This window comes from Pseudomonas sp. HP_12 (genome assembly GCF_055283955.1).
Genome location: NZ_JBTOQG010000023.1, coordinates 1 through 23,360, shown reverse-complemented (window position 1 = coordinate 23,360; position 23,360 = coordinate 1). Strand labels below are relative to the sequence as shown.

At 60.5% G+C, this 23,360-nt stretch carries 21 protein-coding genes, 1 tRNA gene and 1 pseudogene; 17 read left to right on the top strand and 6 right to left on the bottom strand.

Annotated elements, in window-relative coordinates:
• Positions 1-44 precede the first annotated feature (44 nt).
• Together pth and ychF are read left to right on the top strand one after the other, a co-directional pair.
• On the top strand, positions 45-629 hold the full coding sequence (pth, locus tag ACYASU_RS15365; RefSeq protein ID WP_108120616.1) for an aminoacyl-tRNA hydrolase: 585 nt from the start codon (positions 45-47) through the stop codon (positions 627-629).
• Between the two features lie 21 nt (positions 630-650).
• On the top strand, positions 651-1,751 hold the full coding sequence (ychF, locus tag ACYASU_RS15360; RefSeq protein WP_282369436.1) for a redox-regulated ATPase YchF: 1,101 nt from the start codon (positions 651-653) through the stop codon (positions 1,749-1,751).
• 123 nt (positions 1,752-1,874) lie between these two features.
• Here ychF and ACYASU_RS15355 read toward each other — a convergent pair whose 3' ends face one another.
• Both ACYASU_RS15355 and ACYASU_RS15350 read right to left on the bottom strand, forming a co-directional pair.
• The gene (locus ACYASU_RS15355; protein WP_463583290.1) at positions 1,875-2,531 is read right to left on the bottom strand and encodes a class I SAM-dependent methyltransferase; all 657 of its coding nucleotides are present in this window, start codon (positions 2,529-2,531) and stop codon (positions 1,875-1,877) included.
• Between the two features lie 147 nt (positions 2,532-2,678).
• The gene (locus ACYASU_RS15350; protein ID WP_463583289.1) at positions 2,679-4,736 is read right to left on the bottom strand and encodes a methyl-accepting chemotaxis protein; all 2,058 of its coding nucleotides are present in this window, start codon (positions 4,734-4,736) and stop codon (positions 2,679-2,681) included.
• A 431-nt stretch (positions 4,737-5,167) separates the two neighbouring features.
• On the opposite strand from ACYASU_RS15350, the gene ACYASU_RS15345 reads away from it, so the two are divergent.
• The 3 genes from ACYASU_RS15345 (at position 5,168) to ACYASU_RS15335 (ending at position 8,109) form a co-directional block, all read left to right on the top strand.
• Positions 5,168-5,244: transfer RNA gene (locus ACYASU_RS15345), tRNA-Met, on the top strand.
• Positions 5,245-5,682: 438 nt separating this feature from the next.
• On the top strand, positions 5,683-6,387 hold the full coding sequence (locus ACYASU_RS15340; RefSeq protein ID WP_463583288.1) for a hypothetical protein: 705 nt from the start codon (positions 5,683-5,685) through the stop codon (positions 6,385-6,387).
• A gap of 141 nt (positions 6,388-6,528) precedes the next feature.
• On the top strand, positions 6,529-8,109 hold the full coding sequence (locus tag ACYASU_RS15335) for an aldehyde dehydrogenase (NADP(+)) (RefSeq protein WP_463583287.1): 1,581 nt from the start codon (positions 6,529-6,531) through the stop codon (positions 8,107-8,109).
• Positions 8,110-8,191: 82 nt separating this feature from the next.
• Here ACYASU_RS15335 and ACYASU_RS15330 read toward each other — a convergent pair whose 3' ends face one another.
• Positions 8,192-8,800, bottom strand: a complete 609-nt coding sequence (locus tag ACYASU_RS15330; RefSeq protein WP_463583286.1) for a flavin reductase family protein — start codon at positions 8,798-8,800, stop codon at positions 8,192-8,194.
• A 182-nt stretch (positions 8,801-8,982) separates the two neighbouring features.
• Here ACYASU_RS15330 and ACYASU_RS15325 point away from each other — a divergent pair, with 182 nt between their 5' ends.
• From ACYASU_RS15325 to ACYASU_RS15290, 8 genes and pseudogenes are all read left to right on the top strand, one after another.
• Positions 8,983-9,120 (top strand): hypothetical protein, encoded by a 138-nt coding sequence (locus ACYASU_RS15325; RefSeq protein WP_282369422.1) that lies wholly within the window; start codon positions 8,983-8,985, stop codon positions 9,118-9,120.
• A complete protein-coding gene (aztA, locus tag ACYASU_RS15320) occupies positions 9,117-9,869 on the top strand; it encodes a zinc ABC transporter ATP-binding protein AztA (protein ID WP_463583285.1) in 753 nt (250 codons plus the stop codon). Before ACYASU_RS15325 ends, aztA begins: the two co-directional genes overlap by 4 nt.
• Positions 9,866-10,735, top strand: coding sequence for a metal ABC transporter permease (locus ACYASU_RS15315; RefSeq protein ID WP_133771835.1), 870 nt, complete (start codon positions 9,866-9,868; stop codon positions 10,733-10,735). Before aztA ends, ACYASU_RS15315 begins: the two co-directional genes overlap by 4 nt.
• A gap of 27 nt (positions 10,736-10,762) precedes the next feature.
• Positions 10,763-11,650, top strand: a complete 888-nt coding sequence (locus ACYASU_RS15310) for a metal ABC transporter substrate-binding protein (protein WP_463583284.1) — start codon at positions 10,763-10,765, stop codon at positions 11,648-11,650.
• A 140-nt stretch (positions 11,651-11,790) separates the two neighbouring features.
• On the top strand, positions 11,791-12,441 hold the full coding sequence (locus tag ACYASU_RS15305; RefSeq protein WP_463583283.1) for an HD domain-containing protein: 651 nt from the start codon (positions 11,791-11,793) through the stop codon (positions 12,439-12,441).
• A gap of 35 nt (positions 12,442-12,476) precedes the next feature.
• Positions 12,477-13,400 (top strand): annotated as a pseudogene (locus tag ACYASU_RS15300) (MCP four helix bundle domain-containing protein); the annotation flags it as partial.
• A complete protein-coding gene (locus ACYASU_RS15295) occupies positions 13,395-14,258 on the top strand; it encodes a methyl-accepting chemotaxis protein (protein ID WP_463583448.1) in 864 nt (287 codons plus the stop codon). The pseudogene ACYASU_RS15300 and the gene ACYASU_RS15295, both read left to right, overlap by 6 nt.
• Positions 14,259-14,378: 120 nt before the next feature.
• Positions 14,379-15,545, top strand: coding sequence for a hypothetical protein (locus tag ACYASU_RS15290; RefSeq protein WP_463583282.1), 1,167 nt, complete (start codon positions 14,379-14,381; stop codon positions 15,543-15,545).
• Positions 15,546-15,667: 122 nt separating this feature from the next.
• On the opposite strand, the gene can is transcribed toward ACYASU_RS15290, so the two are convergent.
• Positions 15,668-16,309, bottom strand: coding sequence for a carbonate dehydratase (gene can / locus ACYASU_RS15285; RefSeq protein WP_463583281.1), 642 nt, complete (start codon positions 16,307-16,309; stop codon positions 15,668-15,670).
• Between the two features lie 161 nt (positions 16,310-16,470).
• Here can and ACYASU_RS15280 point away from each other — a divergent pair, with 161 nt between their 5' ends.
• Positions 16,471-16,884 (top strand): serine kinase/phosphatase, encoded by a 414-nt coding sequence (locus ACYASU_RS15280; RefSeq protein ID WP_463583280.1) that lies wholly within the window; start codon positions 16,471-16,473, stop codon positions 16,882-16,884.
• Positions 16,885-16,941: 57 nt separating this feature from the next.
• Here the strand turns inward: ACYASU_RS15280 and rimI are convergent, their stop codons facing one another.
• Positions 16,942-17,394: a ribosomal protein S18-alanine N-acetyltransferase gene (rimI, locus tag ACYASU_RS15275; RefSeq protein ID WP_237254780.1), complete on the bottom strand. Its 453-nt coding sequence runs from the start codon at positions 17,392-17,394 to the stop codon at positions 16,942-16,944.
• The gene (locus tag ACYASU_RS15270) at positions 17,387-18,193 is read right to left on the bottom strand and encodes an energy transducer TonB (protein WP_463583279.1); all 807 of its coding nucleotides are present in this window, start codon (positions 18,191-18,193) and stop codon (positions 17,387-17,389) included. Before ACYASU_RS15270 ends, rimI begins: the two co-directional genes overlap by 8 nt.
• 144 nt (positions 18,194-18,337) lie before the next feature.
• Here ACYASU_RS15270 and mksB point away from each other — a divergent pair, with 144 nt between their 5' ends.
• Genes mksB through mksF form a run of 3 tightly spaced genes read left to right on the top strand, consistent with a single transcriptional unit; the run spans position 18,338 to position 23,143 of the window.
• Positions 18,338-19,615 carry an Mks condensin complex protein MksB gene (gene mksB, locus ACYASU_RS15265; RefSeq protein WP_192174971.1) on the top strand — a complete coding sequence of 426 codons (1,278 nt, stop codon included), beginning with the start codon at positions 18,338-18,340 and terminating at the stop codon, positions 19,613-19,615.
• A complete protein-coding gene (gene mksE, locus ACYASU_RS15260) occupies positions 19,605-20,312 on the top strand; it encodes an Mks condensin complex protein MksE (RefSeq protein ID WP_122536222.1) in 708 nt (235 codons plus the stop codon). The genes mksB and mksE overlap by 11 nt, the downstream gene beginning before the upstream one ends.
• The gene (gene mksF, locus ACYASU_RS15255) at positions 20,309-23,143 is read left to right on the top strand and encodes an Mks condensin complex protein MksF (protein WP_463583278.1); all 2,835 of its coding nucleotides are present in this window, start codon (positions 20,309-20,311) and stop codon (positions 23,141-23,143) included. The genes mksE and mksF overlap by 4 nt, the downstream gene beginning before the upstream one ends.
• Positions 23,144-23,360 lie beyond the last annotated feature (217 nt).

Sequence of the window (23,360 nt, the reverse complement as noted above, 5' to 3'; positions counted from 1 at the left end):
GATGCTCGCTATCATCACACTCGACCCAAGGAAGAGCCCCTGACGTGACCGCCATCCAACTGATCGTCGGCCTGGGAAATCCAGGCCCCGAATACGAACAGACCCGGCATAACGCAGGGGCTCTTTTCGTTGAGCGCATTGCCAGCGCACAGCGTGTCAATCTGACCGCTGACCGCAAATATTTCGGCCTGACGGCTAAGTTCAGTCATCAAGGCCAGGACGTTCGTCTGCTGATTCCCACCACCTACATGAACCGCAGCGGCCAGTCCGTCGCAGCTCTGGCGGGTTTCTTCCGGATTCCTCCGCAAGCCATTCTGGTGGCCCACGACGAACTCGACCTGCCTCCGGGCGTCGCCAAACTCAAACTGGGTGGCGGGCACGGCGGGCATAACGGGCTGCGCGACATCATTGCGCAGCTCGGCAACCAGAACGGCTTCCACCGCCTGCGGCTTGGCATCGGCCACCCGGGCGACGCCAGTCTGGTATCCAATTTCGTGCTGGGTCGTGCGCCACGCGCCGAGCAGGAAAAACTGGACGCCAGCATCGACTTTGCCCTCGGCGTGCTGCCGGATGTACTCGCTGGCGACTTCGCCAAGGCGATGCGCGTCCTGCACAGCCAGAAGGCCTGACATCACTCGAGGGGAAACACCATGGGATTCAACTGCGGCATCGTCGGCCTGCCCAACGTCGGCAAGTCCACCCTGTTCAACGCCCTGACCAAATCAGGTATTGCGGCGGAGAACTTTCCCTTCTGCACCATCGAACCGAACACCGGCATCGTGCCCATGCCGGATCCGCGCCTGCAGGCCCTGGCCGACATCGTCAACCCGAAGCGTATCCTGCCGACCACGATGGAATTCGTCGACATCGCCGGGCTGGTAGCCGGTGCCTCCAAAGGTGAAGGCCTGGGCAACAAGTTCCTCGCCAACATCCGCGAGACTGACGCCATTGCTCACGTCGTGCGCTGCTTCGAAGACGAGAACGTGATTCACGTCTCCAACAGCGTCGACCCGAAACGCGACATCGAGATCATCGATCTGGAACTGATTTTCGCTGACCTCGACAGCTGCGAGAAACAACTGCAGAAAGTCACGCGCAACGCCAAGGGCGGCGACAAGGACGCAGTGGTCCAGAAAGGCTTGCTGGAGCAACTCATCGCTCACTTCACACTGGGCAAACCTGCGCGCAGCCTGATGAAGAGCATGAGCGCCGATGAGAAAGCCGTCATCAAGGGCTTTCATCTGCTGACCACCAAACCGGTCATGTACATCGCCAACGTCGCTGAAGACGGTTTCGAGAACAACCCGCACCTGGACGTGGTTCGCGCCATCGCCGAAGAAGAAGGCGCCATGCTGGTGCCGGTGTGCAACAAGATCGAAGCGGAAATCGCCGAACTCGACGACGGCGAAGAAAAGGACATGTTCCTGGAGGCCCTGGGCCTTGAAGAGCCTGGCCTGAACCGCGTGATCCGTGCCGGCTACGAAATGCTGCACCTGCAGACCTACTTCACTGCCGGCGTCGAAGAAGTGCGTGCATGGACCGTCCGCGTCGGCGCCACCGCGCCACAGGCGGCGGGTGTGATCCACACCGATTTCGAAAAAGGCTTCATCCGCGCCGAGTGCATCGCCTACAACGACTTCATCCAGTACAAGGGTGAGGCCGGTGCCAAGGAAGCGGGCAAATGGCGCCTGGAAGGCAAGGATTACATCGTCAAGGACGGTGACGTTCTGCACTTCCGTTTCAACGTCTAACGCGCGCGTGGACCTCCACGACACCCGTTGAACATCAAAGCCCGCGTATCACTCAGTGATTCGCGGGCTTTTTGCTTTCAGCGCTTTGTATCTGTCAGCAACGCCCGCATGCCTCGGTGCAGCTCAGACAATCGGCTGTGCTGCGCGGAACAGCAGAACGACGCCTTCGAGCCTGAGCGTCACATCGCGAAAATGCATGCGCAAATGCGCTTCGAAACCGGCCTGGGTGTCGTGGCTGTTTCCGAAGATGCCTTTCTTGTTGTAGACCGCCATCAGCTTGCGGCCAAAGCCATTGTGACCCGCCTCGTCCCCCAGAATAGTCGCGCCAAACAACACGCCGTCCGGGTTCAGGTTGTGCTTGAGGTGAGCGAAGATCGCCGCCTTGGCGTCCAGCGGGCCCGGCAGGCAATGCAGCAGGTAAAACAGCGATATCGAATCGAAGCGCTCGTTTCCGGGTATCGGCGTCATCACGTCATGCTGGAGGGTGCGCGTGTCTGGCCGGCCGATCCTGCGCTTGGTGGCGGCGAGGCTGCTCGGGTTGAGGTCCATCAGGGTGATTCGGGTGTTCGGCGGCAGCTTGGCTTTCGCCAGGTAGTAACCCGTGCCGACGCCGATATCCAGATGATGAGCACGTACGTTGGCGCGGAAGAACGGCAACAGCACGTCATCGGTCGGGCAACGCCAGGCATACCGGTTGGAAATGCCCAGCACCCACGCGTCGTACAACGCTAACGTCAGGGGCGAATAAACCGCCGCACCCGCGGCACTGCTGTCGGTCATGGAAAAATCCCTACGGCGATGGGTATCGAAATACGGTGAGAAAGCGACAAATCTTATACGTCGCCTGGCTTTCGTCTTTCAACCCACACCCCATGCGCGCCCGTGAAAACGTGCGCGCTGATCGCCCTCGTGCCTTGCTTGCGCGGCTTACCCCAGCTGGAATCTCGCGGTGTTGTCGCTCAAGGCCCTGCTGCCTTTGGTCAGGGTGTCTGCAGCCTGATTGACCGCACGCGCGCCGTCCAGCAAACGGCCTGCAGCCTGATCCACCTGTTGGATGTTGCCACTGACCTCGTCCGCCGTTGCGGCCTGCTCTTCAACCGCGGTGGCGATCTGTGCCAGCGTGTCGGTGACGATCTGCACGGCGCTGGCAATCTCTTCCAGCCGCTCGCCCAGCCCGGTCACCGACTGCGCATCACTCACCGCCTGGCCACACGCCGCTTCCATCAGGCTGACGGCTTGGCTGACGGTCGAGCGCAAGCTGTCCACGGTCCCGGCAATTTGCGCGGTCGACGCCTGGGTCCGCTGGGACAAACTGCGCACTTCGTCAGCGACCACGGCGAAGCCACGGCCCTGCTCGCCCGCACGCGCCGCCTCGATGGCGGCATTGAGCGCCAGCAGATTGGTCTGTTCGGCGATGCCGCGAATGGTGTCGACCACAGACTGGATCTGCTGCCCCTGCTCACTGACTTTGCCCAGCGCGTTGGCGGTATCGGTCAGTTTCTGGTTCAGTTGCTGAATGCTCGCCGTAGTGCGCTGGCTGTTGCGACTGCTGTCCTCAGCGATGCGTCGGGTGGCCTGGGCGCTGCCGGATGCGGCTTCACAGCTGCGGGCGACGCCCATGGAAGTCGCGGCGAGCTCAGTAGCCGCCGCTGCAATCTGGCTGATCTGCTGTTGTTGATCTTCGACTTCGTTGAGTGTGCTGCCGGACTGCGCATTGAGGGTCAGCACCGCAGAGCCCAATTGCTGGGTTTCGTGGTTGACGCCCAGCAGACTGGTGCGCAGTTGCACCACGGCAACGTTGAGCGCGGTGCTAATGGCAGCCAGTTCGTCACGCCCTTCAACGGCGACCTCGACGCACAAGTTGCCGTCACGCAGGGACTCGGCCAAGGTCGTGATGCCTTTGGCGCTGCGCTGAATCGACGCCTGGAGGCACATGAAGAGGTACAGCGCCGCGAGCGCGAGAATGCTGAATATCGCGGCCACCGGCACAAACTGCTGAGTAGCCTGTTCATGGTAATAATCGAGCCGGCCGGTGAGTGAAGACAGTGACTGCTTGCGCAGGGCCGCCAGTCCGTCGCTGACGTTATCGACGCTGCGTTCGAAGCCGGCCGGGTCGAGCTTGATGCTGCCGCCGAACACACCGTCGTCGAGCACTTTCAGTTCGGTATCGAGGCGCTGAAGACTGTCTTCATACTGACGCGTCCAGACCTCCATACCCGGGTAAGCCTTTGCTTTTAGCGAGCCTACTGCTTTGACCAACTGATCGCGGGCGTCGCCGATGCGACTGCGCAGGTCGCGCATCTGAAGACGGCTTTGCAACGAGAACTGTCCGGACGCGATCGACGACTGGCCGATACTTGCCATGCGCCCTACCCGCTCGACAAGGTCCGGCGCCTGCTGCGTCGCGATCTGCATCAGCAAGTAGGTTTCAAGCCAGGGGTCTAGGATCAAGCCGCTGTCCATGGCGATCTGTTCGCGCAGGCTCTGCAGCGCTGTAAGAGCGGATGTGAAGCGGTCGTAGCCGTCCGGCCACCAGCCAACCGTGCGCAGGGAGTCTGAATCCATGCCTTTGACCGAGGCTTGCAGCGCCTGATACCGCGTCAAGATGTCCTCGCTGGCGTTCTGTGCCTTGAGCTCATCGCCGAGGGACGCCAGGGTTCGGGTCAATTCAGGATTCGCTGCATCCAGCGCGCCCATGGCTGCCTTCGCGGCCGGCGTCGGATCATGAAGAATGTCAGCGGCCTTCCAGCGCGCGGCGCGGTTGCGCTGGGCCGTCAGCTGCACATCCAGCGCATCAAGCGCCATGAGCTGGCGCACGCCGGCTTGCTCCTGAGAAATCACCGCCAGCTTGCTGCGGTAATCCTGGCCGATCATCCACAGGCTGCCGGCCAGCGGCAAAATAAACAGAAAGAAGAGCACCTGAAACTTGCGTGCGAACCCGAGACGTCCGAGCAGGCGGATGCCTGGCGACAAAAGACTCTGCATAGCCGACTACTCCTCACCGACAAACGCTGCATGACAAATGATCGTCGCTGCGCTGCCTTACATTCTTACCGGCAAAATGCCATGTCTGTGTTTTGAAAACGATAACCGCCCATCTTTTGAACAAGGGACGCGTTTGGGCCTATCGAAATCTGCTGCCGCTTTCATCTATAACGGCAGCGTTGCGGCAGGCATAAGCAAGAACCGGACCGATAGCACGAAGCCATCAAACCGGGCACGAGCCCGAGGACGGTGCAGGATGGGTGCGCGAAAGTGGGGCAAAAGCACTCAGCGCCGAGTTAGAAACTGTCACCGACGTGCAGGGATGAGGAATGGCTGAATGGCCGCGAGGCTAACCGATTGATCGTGTGGATAAATTTTTTCAAAGAGACGCTTGACACATCTCCGATCTGAGCGAATAATGCGCGCCACTTGGCTACATAGCTCAGTTGGTTAGAGCATAGCATTCATAATGCTGGGGTCCGGGGTTCAAGTCCCTGTGTAGCCACCAAGTACCTCAACAAAGCCCGCCTTGTGCGGGCTTTGTTGTTTCTGGCGTTCGGTGGCTAAAGTGGGATCCCAAAACGCCGATAGCCCTGTACTGCATCTCGCAGTGCACGGAGGCTATATGAAAAAGATCGCTATCGCTGGACTGGTCGCTCTGCTTTCCATCGTTTCACTCTCCGCGTCGGCGTGTCCGAAAGGCACCCATCCGACAGGCGGGACGGGCTCTCACCACAAAGGCGGGACCTGCGTATAAGACCAGCCCGGCAATTGCCGGGCTTTTTGATGCTGTGGTCTAGTCTGAGGCGTCCAACGCCAATCTTCCTGTGGTCCGGGTGCAAGCGGCAATCCGTGACAACCGCGCCCTCGTCCAATAGATTACGCCCCTCGAAACGCCCCGAGCTTTTCGCGCCTCAACCCCAGTTAACGAAGCAGTGGATGTTCAATGTCTGATTCCCATACCGATCCGGCGGCAAACGCCGTGTCGTCGAAGCAAGCCTACGAAGAAGCCATCAATCTTTCACAACACGTGCCACAGGCCAAAACCATCAGCGAGATGGTGCTCGACGCCTTCCAGAGCGCGAAGGAAAGCGACCAGATTCGCGATCTGCGCCTGGCCATACGCGCCGCCCATGACCGATTCGACGACGACCAGGCCTACGAACTGATGGGTCAGCTTAAACAGCTCAAGGACGCCGAAGCCGCTGACATGGCCGCGCTCGAAGACCTGAGCGCGAAGTTTCCGATCAGCCGGATTCTCTCCAGCTATAAAGACGATCCGAGTTTTCAGGAGCTCGTCTACAGCCTGGCGTTGAAGGTGCTGAACCAGACGCATCAAGCGGTCAGCAACCCGAGTGGCGGCAAGGGCAAAGCGACACGGCCGAAGAAGGAAGCCGAGGTTTTCGTCATCAGCAAGGACGGCGCCAGCGTCACCCTGCCCCTGCGCACGCCACGCTCGAAAGCCAACATGGACCGCGAAGCCTTTGAATTCCTGGGGTTCTCGTTCGTGGGTGACGGCGATGAGGCCGAACTGCAGAGCGAAGTGTTCGTGGACAAGGACGGCAACCAGCAGCCCGCCACGCGCAAGAACATCGTCAGCGCGATCCAGCAGCAAACGGCGTTCGAAGGATTCAGCGCCGTTCAGCAATAAGCTGCAGCAATACGCTCGGCCCTAAGCCGGGCGGTAAGCTCAACACCAGGACGGGTGGCGATCGTAGCGCCATGATGTAACCTCAGAGGCTGGCCACAGCGGTACCCACTGACGGTCGCCGCCCTCGAGAGGTGTTGAGCAATGCAGATTCTTGGTGAAACGATCATCGGGCAACGTGCTGTGCGGGGCCAGGCCGGAGAGGTGTTCGCCCTCGCCGCCACCACGGGTGACCCCCTGACACCTTCGTTTGGCGCCAGCACGCTGGAAGACGTCAATGCCGCGTGCGAACTGGCCGAAGCGTCATTCGACAGTTATCGACAACTGAGTGACGACCAACGCGCCATCTTTCTTGAGGCCATCGCCCAAGGTCTTCTCGATCTGGGCGATGTGCTCACCGAACGCGTGCATGTCGAAAGCGGCCTGCCCAAGCCCCGCCTTGAAGGCGAGCGGATGCGTACGGTCAATCAGCTCAAGCTGTTTGCCAGCCTGCTGCGCGATGGGCGCTGGCACGGTGCCGTGGTCGATACCGCGCTGCCAGAGCGCCAGCCACTGCCTCGCGCCGACTTACGTCTGCGGCGCATCGGCCTTGGTCCGGTGGCAGTGTTCGGTGCGAGCAACTTCCCCCTCGCCTTCTCGGTTGCGGGCGGCGATACCGCCTCAGCGTTGGCGGCCGGTTGCCCGGTCATCGTCAAGGCGCACCCGGCTCACTTGGGGACCAGCGAACTGGTGGGGCGCGTGATCCAGAAAGCCGCGCGCGACACCGGCATGCCAGAAGGCGTGTTCTCGTTACTGATCGACAAAGACATTGCTGTCGGCCAGGCGCTGGTCAGCCACCCGTTGATTCAAGCCGTGGGCTTTACTGGCTCCCGCCGTGGCGGTCTGGCGCTGGTGGCAGCGGCTCAAGCGCGTGCAGTACCGATCCCGGTGTACGCCGAGATGAGCAGCATCAACCCGGTGTTCCTGCTGCCGGCCGCTTTGCTGGCCCGCGCCGAAACCATCGCCAAAGGTTTTGTCGAATCGCTCGTCATGGGCGCGGGGCAGTTCTGCACCAACCCCGGCATTCTGCTGGCACTGGAAAGCGACGCACTGGAAACGTTCGTGTCGGCTTCGGCCAAGGCGCTGTCCGAGAAACTGCCGACCACCATGCTGACGCCGAACATCCACGGCGCTTACTGCAACGGGCTGAATAATCTGCACAGCGCATCCGGCGTGACGCTGGTGGCGGAGGGTCAGGAGGCCGAAGGTTCATTCCAGGCCCGCCCCGCCTTCTTCCGTACCGACTCGGCCACCTTCCTCGCCAACCCCGGCCTGGAGGACGAAAACTTCGGGCCAAGCGCGTTGTTGATCGTCTGCACCGACGTCGCCGATCTGCAGAAGGTCGCTGCCAGCTTCGACGGGCAACTGACAGTGACGCTGCAGTTTGACGATGGCGACGAGGCAACTGCTCAGGCGCTGCTGCCGATTCTGGAGCGCAAGGCGGGACGGATTCTGTTCAACGACTTCCCCACCGGCGTCGAAGTGAGTTATTCGATGGTCCACGGCGGGCCGTTCCCGGCCACTTCCGACAGCCGCAGCACTTCAGTGGGCGCGACCGCTATTGATCGCTTCCTGCGGCCCGTCTGTTATCAGAACGTGCCGGACTCGCTGCTGCCCCCTGCGTTGAAAGGCAGCAATCCGTTGAAGACCTGGCGTCTTGTGAACGGCGAACTGTCGAAGGACTGAGGTGCATCCACGTCCGGCCACTTAAAGCTGCTTCACCGCGCCCCTTCCACCAAGGGGGCGCGCCTTCCAAGCCGGACGTGGGTCAGTCAGCGGACCGCTCCAGCACCTTGCCATCCACGCCATCGCCGATCACCAGAAAATGCCCGCCTGCCACATGGTGAAGGGTGCGCAGCGCATCATGCCCCTCGAAATGCCAGTGCCCTTCGGAGAACACGCGCTCATCCGCCCATGCTGCGACCACTTCGCCAATGAACAGATCATGCGCGCTCTGATTATGCGGCTCGGGAATCAATCGGCATTCCAGCCAGCCCGCGCAGCCTTCCAGCAACGGCGCTTCAACGTGGGAGCCTGAGAAGGTCTCCAGACCATAAGCCTTGAATTTATCCAGGCCCTGCTCCTGGGAGATGTCCAGCCCTGAGGTCGAGCCGACGGTTTCGACGATATCGATCTGGCTGAAGGTCGGCACGTTGATCACGAACGTGCCGGAGCCTTCGAGCAATCGCCGCGTCCATACGGATTTATCCAAGACGACCGTGACTTTCGGCGGCTGGAAGTCCAGCGGCATCGCCCACGCTGCCGCCATGATGTTGCGTTGACCCTCGTGAGCGGCGCTGATCAGTACAGTCGGGCCGTGGTTGAGCAGGCGATAGCATTTGGCGAGGGGTACCGGACGCCGGTGAGAAGCAGTCATGGAAATCATCCTGGCAAAGAGAAAAGTGATCGAAAACTACAGGGTTTGTTGCGCCGGGGAAACGCCACCCTTAACAGCGTGCTGCAATCTGTCGCCTCCCTGAACTTCGCCCAAATCGCGCTTTTCAGATCAACCCAAAGGTGATGTAATACTATAACAAAGTATTTCAGGCAGTCCTTTTTGTGAAACGCGATTCCCGGCTTCCTTCCTCCCTTGCAACGTCCGCGCTGGCTCAATCGGCCGGCAAACGCGTGTTGATTTCCTTCGCCATGCTGGTCTTGCTGTGGATCGGCGTTGCCTGGGCGGTGGCGATCCCATGAGTGCCGCCATTGACCTCCATGACCTGACACTGACCTACGAACGCCGGCCAGCGGTGCATCACGCCAACGGCCGATTCGCGGCGGGCAGCCTGACGGCGATCGTCGGCCCCAACGGCGCCGGTAAATCCACGCTGATCAAAGCCATCGCCGGCACGCTCAAACCCGCGGTCGGGCGCGTCGAGCGCAATCAGTTGGCAACGCGGCATATTGGTTATCTGCCCCAAGCCGCCGAGATCGACCGGAGCTTTCCGCTCAGCGTGGCCGACACCGTGATGATGGGCGCATGGCGCAGCATCGGGGCGTTCCGGGGCGCCACGCGACAGCATGCTCAACAGGCTCAGGAGGCTCTGGGAGCCGTAGGTCTCGCAGGATTCGATCAACGCAGCATCAGCTCGTTGTCGTCCGGTCAGTTTCAGCGCGTGCTGTTCGCCCGGCTGTTATTGCAGGACGCCTCGGTGATTCTGCTCGACGAGCCCTTCACGGCGATCGATGCACGCACCACGCGGGACTTGTTGCAGTTGATCCGCACCTGGCACGGCCAGGGCCGAACGGTCATTGCTGTGCTGCATGACATCGAGCAAGTGCGCCAGCATTTTCCGAGCACGCTGTTGCTGGCGCGAGAAATCATTGCCTGGGGCGACACCGCCGACATCCTCAACGACGACAACCTGCGCCGCGCCAAGAACATGGCCGAGCACTGGAACCCTGACGCACAACCGTGCGACGCCGATGCGGAGCAAACGCTGTGACGCTCTATAGCCTCTTGATCCAGCCCTTCGTTGATTTCGGTTTCATGCGCCGCGCCCTGGTGGCATGCCTGGCGCTGGGCATCGGCTCCGGCCCGGTCGGCGTGCTGCTGATGCTGCGGCGCATGAGTCTGGTGGGCGACGCCATGAGTCACGCGGTGTTGCCGGGTGCCGCCGTGGGCTTCCTCTTCGCCGGGTTGTCACTGCCAGCCATGGGCTTCGGCGGTTTGATCGCAGGTCTCGCCGTGGCGTTGCTCTCAGGGTTGGTGAGTCGCTACACAACGCTGCGCGAAGACGCCAGTTTCGCCAGTTTTTACCTGACGTCCCTTGCTGCCGGCGTGCTGATCGTTTCTCTGCACGGCTCCAACGTGGATCTGCTTCACGTGCTGTTCGGTACCATTCTGGCCATCGACGATCAGGCGATTTTCATGGTCGGCGGCATCGCTTCATTCACCTTGATTCTGCTCGCGCTGATCTACCGCCCGTTGATCCTCGAATGCTTCGATCCGGGCTTCCTGCGCGCGGTGGGCGGGCGCGGGTCGCTATATCACGTGCTGTTTCTGCTGCTGGTGGTGCTCAATCTGGTGGCGGGCTTTCAGGCGTTGGGCACGTTGATGGCCGTCGGCATGATGATGCTGCCCGCCACGGTCGCGCGGTTCTGGGCGCGCTCGTTGACCGGCATGATCGTGATTTCGACTGCAGTCGCCACGCTCTCGGGCTTCATCGGCCTGATCGTCTCCTACCACGCCAGCGTCGCTTCGGGCCCGGCCATCGTGCTCACCGCCAGCGCCTTCTACGGGTTCTCACTGTTCTTTGGACGCAGCGGCTTTGTGCGCCGACTGTTCCCGAGGGTTCATCTGTCCGGCTGATCGTCCTCTCACCGCAAGGAAACCACCATGAAACGTTTCACGCTTCTGACCGCCGCGCTGGCGTTGTCGGGCCTGGCGAACTTCGCCCAGGCAAAAACCCTGGAGACCGTCGCATCCTTCACTGTCATCGCCGACATGGTGCACAACGTCGGCGGCGATCACGTGCACGTGACCTCGCTCATCGGGCCCAACGGCGACCCTCACGTCTACGAGCCCACCCCCAATGACGCCCAGGCGCTGAAAAAAGCCGACGTGGTGTTCGTCAGCGGCTTGCATCTGGAGGGCTGGCTGGATCGGCTGATCACTGCCTCCGGCTACAAAGGCCAGCCGATCGTGCTGTCTGACGGGATCATGACCCGCAGCATGGAAGAAGACGGCAAGAAAATTACCGACCCCCATGCCTGGAACAGCGCGGTAAACGGCGTCGTTTACGTCAGAAACATCATCAAGGCCTTGCAGAAAGCCGACCCGGACAATGCCGCCGATTACAAAGTCAACGGTGAGAAATACATCGTCCAGCTGCAGGATATGGATGCCTACGCCCGCGCGCAGATCAGCGCCGTCCCGGTCGCACAGCGCAAGGTGCTGACGTCCCACGACGCCTTCGGCTATTTCGGCGATGCCTATGGCGTGACCTTTCTCTCGCCACTGGGCTTTTCCACTGAAACCGAGGCCTCGGCAGCTGACGTCGGCAAGCTGATCCAGCAGATCAAGCAGGAGCACGTCAGCGCCTACTTCTTCGAGAACTCTGGCGACCCGCGTCTGGTGCAGCAGATCGCAAAAGCCAGCGGCGCGCACCCGGGCGGCGAGCTGTATGTGGAATCGCTGTCACCTGCAAACGGCCCGGCGGCGACCTACGTGGCGATGTTTCGTTACAACGTGGACAAGCTGACGGCGGCAATGAAAGGCCAGTGATGTAGCGTCGTGGCGGCTCACTGATCTCTGCTGCGCAACGTGGGCGGCAGAGGTCCGCGACCGCCATTGCGAACCGGCTGCGCAGGCGCGGGTCAATCTGTATGCTGGCGCACCGTCCGCCGACATCGACAGGATGATCCATGACCGCCCTCTCCTTCGCGCCTTTTCAGTCCCTCGCCGACCTGCTGATTCCCCACACCGTGGCGGAAAGGCTCGACGGCTCCCACGACGTATCCCACCTGCACCGGGTCTGGACCAACGTCTGCGCCATTCGCGACACCGAAGGCGGCGATCATCAAATCCTGCTTGCCGCCACCCTGCTCCACGACTGCGTCTCCGTGGAAAAGAACTCGCCGTTTCGCTCAAGTGCCTCGCGTCTGGCAGCGGCAAAAGCGACGGAGCTGCTCGCAGAGATGGGCTGGGAAGAAGAGCGCACCCAGGCCGTTGGCCACGCTATCGAGTCCCACAGCTATTCCGCCGACATCACGCCCACCTCGCTGGAGGCGAAGATCCTGCAGGACGCCGACCGTCTCGACGCCCTCGGCATGGTCGGCGTGGCACGGCTGTTCTACGTGTCCGGGCGCATGGGCAGCCACCTCTACGACCCCACCGACCCGCAGGCGCAACAACGCGACCTGGACGACAAGCGTTTTGCCGTCGATCACTTCAAAACCAAGATCTTCACCTTGGCGCAGGGATTTCAAACGGCGACGGGCCGCCACATGGCGCAGGTCAGGCATGCCCGTGCGGAGCGGTTTTTGATGGAATTTATGGAGGAGATTGGGGCGTAGGGTGTTTGACGTTCACGCGGAAGCCTTCGCAGCGAATGCGGCGTTCGCAACAATTCCGAAACATTTCCAGCAATGTCACAAAGACATCACGGAACACCTCTATAACCATCTCTCCGGTGTTTTCGTCGATGGGATGGGTGGCAGTGAAAAGGTTATTGCGTCGTGTGGTCCGTCCTTCCTCCAAACCTGCATTCCTGCGTCGTTTCAGGATTACCCAGCGGTTGGTGCTGTGCTTCGGCGTGACCGCGCTGTTGCTGGTGGCGCTCGGTGTGTTCTGCCTGTTGCAGATGCAGAGCATCCGGGATCAGGGCGAAGCGGTTGAGAGCGGGTCGCTGCCCAGTATTGCCATGGCGGACGCGATCGCCATCGACCTGATCAAGTTGCGCGGCGAGAGCGCCAGGCTGATTGCCAATGCCGACGACCCCGGCGCAGTGGTGACCAGCAAAATCAACGTCGAGCAGCTTAAGAACGAGGTTGAGAAAGGCTTCGCCGATTATCTCGCCCATGCCACCGACAGCACCGAGCGGGATTCCATCAAGGCCCTGCAAGATGCCTATAACGCTTTCATGCCAGGGCTGCACGACGAAATCGCGCTGATCGAACAACGCAAACTCGACGACGCGCGCATGCTCCTCAACACCACGCTGAGCCTGCAGGGTGACCTCATGGACATGCAGGTGCAGTTGCTGCGCGAGTTGAACAAGCAAAGTGCGGCGGGCACCGTCGACGCGGGCGGCGCGCGGTTCCAGCAGACCCGAATCATTGCCGTCAGCGCCATCGTGGTGGCATTGGTGCTGACGTTGTTGCTGGCGTGGCGATTAAGCCTGAGCATCATTCGTCCCCTGCGTCAGTCGCTGCATATCGCCAGCACCATTGCTCAAGGCGATCTGAGCCCCCAGCCGATTCCGGAAGGCAAGGACGAAACGGCTCAATTGCTGAAGACCTTGGGCCTGATGCGCGCCAATCTGCATGGCACGATCGATCAAATTTACGCTGCAGCGGGCCAGTTGAGCCAGTCGGTCCACGAAATGGGCGCGATTGCCGAGGCCAGCGCGAAGAACCTGCAATTGCAGAACGATGAGATCGAACAGGCGGCAGTTGCGGTGAACCAGATGAGTCAGGCTGCCGGGGAAGTCGCCGACAACGCCAGCAGCACGTCGAGCGAGTCGAAGGCGTCCAACGAAGCGGCCGCCGAGGGTCGTCTGCGCCTGACCGGCACCATTGATTCGATCAAGGAGCTGACCGACAACGTTCTCGATTCTTCTCACCAGGCCGACGGTTTGGCCGAGCGCACGCTGAGCATCAGCAAGATTCTCGAAGTCATCCGCGCGATTGCCAACCAGACCAACCTGCTTGCACTGAATGCCGCCATCGAGGCCGCACGGGCAGGCGAAGCAGGCCGCGGGTTCGCCGTGGTCGCCGATGAAGTGCGCTCTCTCGCCCAACGCACCAGCGCGTCGACCACCGAGATCGAAACCCTGATCAACGATGTACAGAAAAGCACTCAGGAGACCGCGCAAACGCTACGCGTCACCGCTGCCCAGGCCAATCTGACCCTGGAGCAGGCCGCTGCAACCGGTCACGCACTGACCGTCATCATCAGCGCAACGTCGACGATTAGCGACCGGAACACGCTGATCGCCAGCGCCGCCGAACAACAGGCGCAAGTGGCTAACGAAGTTGACCGCAACCTGAGCAGCATTCGCGATCTGTCGTCGCAATCGGCGTCGGGCGCTCAGCAAACCACGGTGGCGAGCAATGCGCTTTCGATGCTGGCTACCGACCTGAACACGATGGTTCAGCGGTTCGTGCTTTAACGAGCGCGCCATTAAAAATGGCCCCGCAGCCATCGTTGCCTATTCCCAGTCATGTGCAAGTGTTTCATCATCGAAACACCACCCACGCAGAGGGGTGTCTACGCCAACAAGGACATGAGCATGAAAAAAACAGCCGCATTGAGCATCGCCCTTACCACATTGACGCTGAGCCTCAGCGCTCAGGCCGACGTCAACGTCAAACTGGGGAGCAAGGAACGCGTCACACACTTGTTCGCCTACCCGAACAACTGCAATGTCATCTGCTTCCGAAACTGGACGCTGGAACAGACCGTCGAGCACTACCTCACCCAAAGCGTGCAGCGTGACGGTTACGCCGCGGCCAAGGTTGCGGTGCACAACGACAACGACGTGATCTACGCCGACATCACCGGCGTGCCGGACGGCTACGACAAACCGCTTTCAGCGCTGCTCGACGCAGGCGATCTGGCCTACGCTGGCGCAAGCAAACTCAACGCCGATAACAAGTTCGCCTACAACTGGTATCTGTTTTTGCCGCTGGGCATGGCGCTGGAAAATCGCAAGAGCGTCGAGCTGCTGCATTTCCCGCCGGACTACTCGCTGACTCAGGCTCAGGACTATCTGTTCTCGGCCACTACCGACCGCTGGTCCGAGCTGCTCACGGATAACGGCATTCCCAAGGAGCAGACGCCTGCCTATCAGACCATCATCGACATCGCGCCCATTGCTGCGCCCTCCAACGCCGGCAAGGACCTTGAGAACGTCTACAGCTACTTCACCGATTACCAGACCAACATGGTCAAGCAGCTGACCCAAGGCGCGGCGGGCACATCGCTGCCGATGGTCGCGTTCGGTGCGCCGGTGCGCGCGTGGCTCAAGCAGCAGTACAACGTCACCGTCCCGGTGTTGGGTCTGGCGAGCATCAGTCCGGCAGGCGGGCAAAGCGTCCCCGTGCTGGGTTCGAATCACCCAAGCTATATCTGGAATGCGGCGGACAAAAGCAATTACGGCGGGGACGAAACCAGGGCGGATGAAGCCGGCTTGAAGGTCATGGGCCAGGACCTGAGCGCGGCGTGCTGGCAAGCCGGCATGGGCCAGAAACCGACAAACGACCCGGCGGCGCTGTTGAAGCAGTGCACCACCAACTGGCAGGTGACCAACAAGGTTGAGACCTGCAAGCTGTTCTTCAGCACAGTGCGCAAGTTGACGCCGGATCAGGCGGCAGCGAAGTGCCGGACGGGTGAAGTGTCGCGGCAGATCAAGCAGCTGCAGAAGCCGCTGCCGGAAATGAAGAACGCTCAGCTCTAACACAACGATCCTGCAGGAATGAGCTTGCTCGCGACGTCTTTAACTCACATCAATGTGACTGGACTAACGCTATCGCGAGCAAGCTCACTCCTACCATTTTGATGGACGCTTGCCCTACCCGATCACTCCCCCTGCCGACGCAAGCGATACTGGGGCGGCAATTGCTCCGGCCCGCTGATGGTCGCGTTCAGACTTTTCCAGCGCCCGTCCTTGATGCCGTAGATGCAGCCGTGGACCGACAACTTCTGCCCGCGATGCCAGGCGTTCTGCACAATGCTGGTGTGGCCAACGTTAGCGACCTGCTGAATCACGTTCAGCTCGCACAGCCGGTCGACCTGTTCTTCCTCAGTCGGCAGCTTGGCCAGCAGCTCGCGGTTTTCGTAGTACAGATCTCGAATCGTGCGCAGCCAGCCGTCAATCAGGCCGAACTGACGATCCTGCATCGAGGCCCGCACACCGCCACACCCATAGTGACCGGTGACGAGAATGTGTTTGACCTTCAGCACGTCGACTGCGTACTGAATCACCGACAGGCAATTGAGGTCTGTGTGCAGCACGACGTTGGCCACGTTGCGGTGCACGAACAGATCGCCCGGCAGCATGCCGACGATTTCATTGGCGGGGACACGGGCGTCCGAACAACCGATCCATAGGAATTCCGGCGTCTGCTGGCGCGCCAGCTTGGCAAAGAACTCGGGGTCTTCTTCCTTGATGGCGGCAGCCCAACGTTCGTTGTTGTCGATCAAGTCTTGTAGTTCGTTCATGCGTTGATGCCTCGGAAATGATGCTCAGCTATGACTGGGGCTCGGCGCTTCGGGTCACGCGGGAAGATCGACCGATCAGCGACGACCGATCAGGAACCGGATGGAATCTTCGCCATGTCGTCCGGTCCACCCATTAGGACCGACATTATTGAGGATTTGCCATGAACGATTCACGCCGTCCATTCGATGCCACTCAACCCGAGCCCATCGATGACAACGAAGACCGCATGGGATCAATGGAGGAGCTCAACTTCAACGACAACAATGAGCCGAGCGGGCGCATTGGCGACATGATTCCCGAAGATGAGCTAGACACATTGATTCCTGATGAACGCGTACGTGAGGCAGGGCTCACCGGTGCATCTACCGAAGATCACAACCCGACCGATGACGACATGAGCCCTGAAACATTGATCCGGGAAGACGGTGCGCGCGGTCCCCGTGAAGCGGGTGAAGATGGCCCGGCTGACCTGGATTTGAGCATCGTTGATGAAGATGACATCGGCGGTGGGGATGGTCTGGACGAAGAAGAAATGGCCATTATTGATCCGCTGGACGGCAAGCCTGGCGTTTGATCACTGGCTCGACTTATGTGGGAGCGAACCTTGTTCGCCCCACACACCAATCTCGGATTATTCAAACAGTGTGCATGCCATGACGATCGCGTCTTCACGCCCGCCCACTGCCGGGTAGTAGTCCCGACGGCGACCTATTTCGTTGAAACCGTAGCGCTCATACAAACGATAGGCCGACCGGTTGCTGTCTCGCAGTTCAAGAAAGCATTCCCGGCCATTGATCTCGTAAGCGCGCTTCATAAGCTGTTCCAGCAGCATCAGCCCCAAACCACGGCCCTGACTCTCCGGTTTAACGGTGATGTTGAGCAAGTGCGCTTCATCGATGATCACGTTGATCACCCCGTGCCCCACCTGCTGACTGCCTTCGAACATCAGCCATACTTCGTATGACTTCAGCGCATCGATGAAAATGCCCCGCGTCCAGGGATGACTGAAAGCGGCGTATTCGATCTTCAGCACGGCATCCAGGTCAGCTTCGGTCATGCGGCGAAACGTTACTGCGTCATTCATCTACGGTCTTCCAACGGCCCATCAATTGACGCATGGAGCGCCACACTTCGGCCTTTCGCTGCGGCTCGTCCATCAACAGTTCCAGACCCGGCAGCGCCCAGGCTAACCCCAGGCCATCGACCTGGAGTTCAAGATTGTAAGATTCAGCATCCGTTTCAGCCGCGAAACGCAGCGCCGGAAGGCCAATCAGCCATAGGCAGGTACAAGGTTGTTCTTCGACGCGCGCGTAGAGAAAACCCTGGACGAAATCCCGCGCTGCTTCGGGCCCTTGATCCATTTGCCCACGCACCAGCAGCGGCCAGCGCACAGGCTCGCCAATGATCTGCGGACTGTCCGGCAGGCCGGCGGCGCTGAGCATGTCTTTAAGCAGCAGATAGGAAGGGTCGCGGCTCTGAAAGGACTCGCCGGTCACCAGCTCCACCAGCAGCAGGCAACTCCCGGCGCGCAGCAGTTGCAGGGCAAAACGTGGCGGCGGCGCAACCGGCGCTTTCACCACGGCCGGTGCGGCCTCTTCCTCCTGCACCACTTTTGGCTTGGGCGCGCTGGAGGGGCGAGGGATTTCGATCTTTGGCCGCTCGACGGTACGCGCAACGGGTGTCGGCGCGGCGGAGGGCGAATCGCGATCCGGCGCGCGAGGCGTATCCGCCTGAATAATCGGCGCAGGCACCTCTTCAAGCTGCGGCACCGGCGCAAGTAATTCGGGACGCGATGGCGCAGCAAAAGGCAATTCAGTGCGCGGCAGCCAGCTGACCACCTGCATGGCGGTCAGATAAGCGCGACGACGAGGCTCGTTGAGCAAAGGTCAGCTACCTGTGGATAAAGTCAGGCGGAAGATTCTACAGGCCTTCACCGCTTCCCGCCGCTGTTGATCGACTGCGGGTGAAAAACGAGCCCGGCGATGCAGTACAATCGCCGCTTTTATTTGCCAGTCAGCGACCATCCGATGATCGAACCTAAGCGCGTCCTGCGCGCCCTTGCCGAACACTGGGCGCTTCTCGAGCCACTCTGCGAGCACTTCGACCAGGGCACTCTGAGCCTGAGCGAACTGCGTTTGCAGCTGGCGGCCCAGCAACTGGAAAGCACGCCCCAGGACATCACCACTCTGCTGGACGTCTGGATTCGGCTCGACATTCTGGTACCTGTGGCGAAAAGCCCGAACCGTTTCGAGCTGAACGCGCAGATCCACGATTTCCTGTCCTACCTGCGGCGCGAGCATCGGCTGGGCTTGTGCCTGGAAATCGAAGCGTACCTGCGCCACCTCGAACGGCTGGCCGGCTATATACAGGAAGCCTTCGACGCCCGGGACGCCAATGACCTCGCGCGGCAACTGCGCCTGCTCGACATGCGCGTACGCGACGTCCTGAAGAAGCTCGCCAATGACGAACAGGCCCTTGTGTCCGTGGCCGAACGCGCCAAGACCAGTGACCGGCAGATTCCGCTGCGTCAGCGTTACGCAGAAGTGCTGGCCACCTGGGATGAATACGTCGAGCCGATGATCCAGTTGGTGAACGCCGATGGCGCCTTCGAACAGGGCGTGCGCAAGGTCGAGAACGTGCTGCTGCGCATGCTCACCGACCAGCAACGTCTCGGTCATCTGGTTGACGACGACATGCTCCTGCGCACCCACGCCCGCATCCTTGAAATGCAGACCAGCGCGCAACTGACCTTGCGCCACGCGCGTGAACTGCTGCTGCCACTGCGTGAAGAAGCGCGTCGCCACAACGCCGTGACGCGCGGTGCTGCCCTCGCGCTGTCGGCGATTCGTCGACGAGGGCTCGACGCGGTGCCACAAGCGGCGATGCCGATGTTCACCCGCCCGCAAAGCACGTTCCTCGGCAGTGCCAATCAGGTTGAAGCGTACGTGTATGCGCTGGCGCGCTTCGAGCCGAAACCGGCGCGCTTCCCCAAGGCCAATATCACCCGAAAGGGCGAGCCGCCTCGCGCGCCGCGCACGGTCAGGGAAATGGTCGAGCGCTGCGAAGACGCTCTGCCGATGCCGGATCTGATGGTCTGGCTGCTGGAGCAGGAGCCCACCGGCGCGACCGATGAATTGCTGTATTGGTTTTCGCGGCTGTCGCGAGACAAACGCTTCAAGCGCGAGCGCCTTGAGCGCCGCGAATACCTGACCCAGGAGCACCGCGTCAGCCTGCGCTCCTTCGCCCTGCTCTCGAGCAAAGACGCCACCCCAGAGAATTCCGAGGGCACCGCCCATGCATCTTGATCTATCCGAAATGACCCAGCTGGCTCCGATCTTCCGCGAGCTGTTCAAGGGCTACCACGTCAGCCGCCGCGATCCCGAGCTGTACGCGCAACTGTCCAATCTGCAGGACCAGTACCGCGGCCTGTTCAAGGCGTTGGGCTTCGAGCTGGTGTGCGACACTCGTGGGTTCTACTACTTCGTGCCTGATCTGGCAGCCGCGCAGGTCAACAAGACCGCGCAACGTCTGGCGCTGTTCACATTCATCCTCGTCGAGCATTTGGCCGACCAGGGCCGCGATCCGGTCGCCGTGCTCGATGGCGGCAGCCTGGGCCGTGACGAATTGCCCTCGCTGCTGGAAAAGTACCGCGATCTGTTCCTGCAAGCTGAGGTCCAGACCCAGGAAGAGCTGGAAGAAAAAATCATGCGCCGCATGACCCAGCTGGGATTCGCCGCCGAAGAAGTAGGCATTTATCGCTTCCTGCCGCCGATGCATCGCTTCCTCGACGTCTGCCTGTCCGTGCAGCAGGACCGTGATCTGGCGGCCAGCCTGCACAGCGCCCTGCCGTTGCCGGCCCCGGTGCTGATCGACGAAGACAGCGATGAGCGACTGCTGGAAACCGACGACCCGCTGGACCTCACCGAATTCGATGAATCCGCAGAAACCGAAGAGCAAGCGCTAGCCCGGGCGATCGCTGAAGAACAGGAGCATGACGCATGAGCCAGGAACGCTACGGCATACGCCGCTTTGCGCTGCTGAACACGGCCGGTTACAGCCTTGGGCTGTTTCCGCTGGAGCATCCGCTGTCGGTCTACGGCGCGAATAACCTGGGCAAGAGTGCGTCGATCAACGCTCTGCAGTTCCCGATTCTGGCGCGCATGTCGGACATGAGCTTCGGCAAATACAGCCTTGATCAATCGCGCCGCTTCTACTTCGCTTCCGACACCAGCTACATCCTCGTCGAAGTCTCCCTGCCCCACGGCCCCCATGTCATCGGCGTGGTTGGCCGTGGCCCCGGCGGCGGTTTCGGTCACCAGTTCTTCGCCTATGCCGGCAAGCTGGACCTGGCTCATTACCAGAAGAACGACACCTGCCTTCGCCAGAAAGAGCTGTTTGCCAATCTGGAAAGCCAGGGCCTGAAAGCCTATGAGCTGAAGCCCGATGAACTGCGTCGTTTGCTGGTCGGTGGCCATACGTCGATCCCGCTGGACCTGACGCTGATTCCCCTGCGCTCGACCAGTGAGCAGAGCCTCAAGACGTTCCGCGCGCTGTTCATCAACCTGCTGCACATGCGCGAGATCACCGCTGCCAAATTGAAGCAGCTGTTTCTCGACGCGTTTGAGCACAGCCTGCGTTCCGGCAGCGTCGATTACATCGCCGCGTGTGAAGAAGCCTTCCGTGACGTACGACGCATGGAGCAGGACTACAACGCACTGGTGCTCGCCGGGCCGCTGGTTGAAGCGTTGGCCAATGGCGTGAGACAGCGCGACATCCTCCGCGGCAAGCTGCATCGCCTGTCGCCATTGCTCGACTCGTTGCTGGGCACATGGCAGGACTACTCCAACGCGCGCAAAGAAGAGTTGGTCATCCAAAGCGAGCACTACCGTAACGAACAGGATTCGCTGCAGAACGACCAGCGGGGCAGCACTCAAGAGCTGATGCGACTGGAGCGTGAGATCAGCAACATCCAGCGCTGGATCGGCGAATTGGCGGTGTTGAAGAACCGCTTCGCGCTGGTCGACGACGTTAAAGTCCTGGAACAACAGTTACTGGCTGCAAAAGACGCCCACGATGAACTGGCCGGTGCTCTCGCACAGTCGCGCCAATTCAGCGCCGAGGATCTGGATGAGCGCCTGCGCGATCTGGAAAAACGCCTGAAATCAGTCAAGCAACAGCTCGATCATGCCGACAACAACAGTTATGCCCGCCTCCGCGAAGAGTTCTCGCAGCCTGATGTAGAGCGTCTTATGCGCCTGTTCAACAGCGCGCTGTTCAGCTTGCCACTGGGCGAGCAAGGCATCGCGCTGGATGATGGCGATGCATGGGTCAAATCCCTCGAAGCGATTCTCGATGGGTTCAAGGGCGAACGCTTTGAAGTACCCGGCCTGACTGTCAACCTGTCGAACATCGAGCCACCTGCCCTCCAGGCGCTGGCCGATCGCGCCGCGTTGCGTGATCAGAAGGAACGCCTGGAGAAGGAACTCAAGCAGCTAAAGACCCAACAAGCCGTCGCGGCCGACCGTGCAGCGAGCAAAACCCAGACTGAAGCGTTGTATCAACAGGTGCTGGACGCGCAGAAGGCGCTCGAAGACTTCCGCCGCGCTCAAACATTGAGCGCCGAAGAGGGCGAGAAGCTTGAGCAGTTGGCCCAGATGGAAGCGGCGCAGGATGAGCTCAAGCGCTCCAGTGATGCATTCACCGAGCGCGTTCAACAACTGTCGGCCAAGCTGCAGCTGATCGGTCGTCAGATCGGCGATCTCGAATCCAAGCAACGCACGCTGGATGACGCGCTGCGTCGTCGTCAGCTGCTGCCGACCGATCTGCCATTTGGCACGGCGTTCATGGAGCCGGTTGATGACTCGCTGGAGAACTTGCTGCCGCTGCTCAATGATTATCAGGACAGCTGGCAGGGCCTGTTGCGCTGCGATGGTCAGATCGAAGCGCTGTACGCGCAGGTTCGTTTGAAAGGTGTCGCCAAGTTCGACAGCGAAGATGACATGGAGCGGCGTTTGCAACTGCTGATCAACGCTTATGCTCACCGCACTGATGAAGCCCTTACCTTGGGCAAGGCACGTCGTGCCGCTGTGACCGACATCGCTCGGACGCTGCGCAACATCCGCAGCGACTACGACAGCCTTGAGCACCAACTGGCGCTGTTTAACCGTGAGATCAACCGCCGGCAGGTTTCCAATCTGGAGAGCTTCCGCATCGTGCTCGCGCCGAACAAGGAAGCGCTCAAGCACATCGACCAGATCATCCACAGCGCCGGTCAGTACGAAGAGGGCGAGACACTGTCGGTGTTTGATCTGAGCCAGAGTGCCGAGCAGGACAACAAGAACGAGGAAGCCAAAGAGTATCTGGCTCGCCTGGTTGCAGCTAACCACAACCAGCTCGGCTTGAAGGACTTGTTCGAACTCGCGTTCGAGATCACCAAGGTCAACAGCCAGCCGGTTATCCATACCGACATTGATGGAGCGGCGTCAAATGGCACGACCATGACCATCAAGGCACTGACCAACATGTACCTCTTGCTGCACCTGATGGATCGCGAGCAGGCTGGACGGATTCGTCTGCCCTACTACCTCGACGAAGCGGCTGACATTGATGAAAGAAACCAGGCAGCGTTGCTGGAAACTAGCCTACAACTGGGCTTTGTACCGATTCTGGCGAGTGTTAAGCCTCAAGTGTCGGCACATGTGGCCATTGACCTGGAAGGCGGCAGTGGGCCAGCCGGGATCTACATTGACGAAGCAGACTGGAAGTACATTCAACGTCGTGATGGGGCTACTCCGGTTAAAGCGACCCAAGCAGTTGAAACGCTAAGCGAGTAAGTAAGTCGCCTGTTAGCAGAAAGCCCCGCAGTGATGCGGGGCTTTTTTATGGGCGCTGATTATTGGCTGTTGGCTGTTGGCTGGGCAAATAACTTTTCCGCGCGCAAAAACAAAACCCCATCTGCTTTCGCAAATGGGGTTTCGGAATTTAATCTTGACGATGACCTACTCTCACATGGGGAAACCCCACACTACCATCGGCGATGCATCGTTTCAC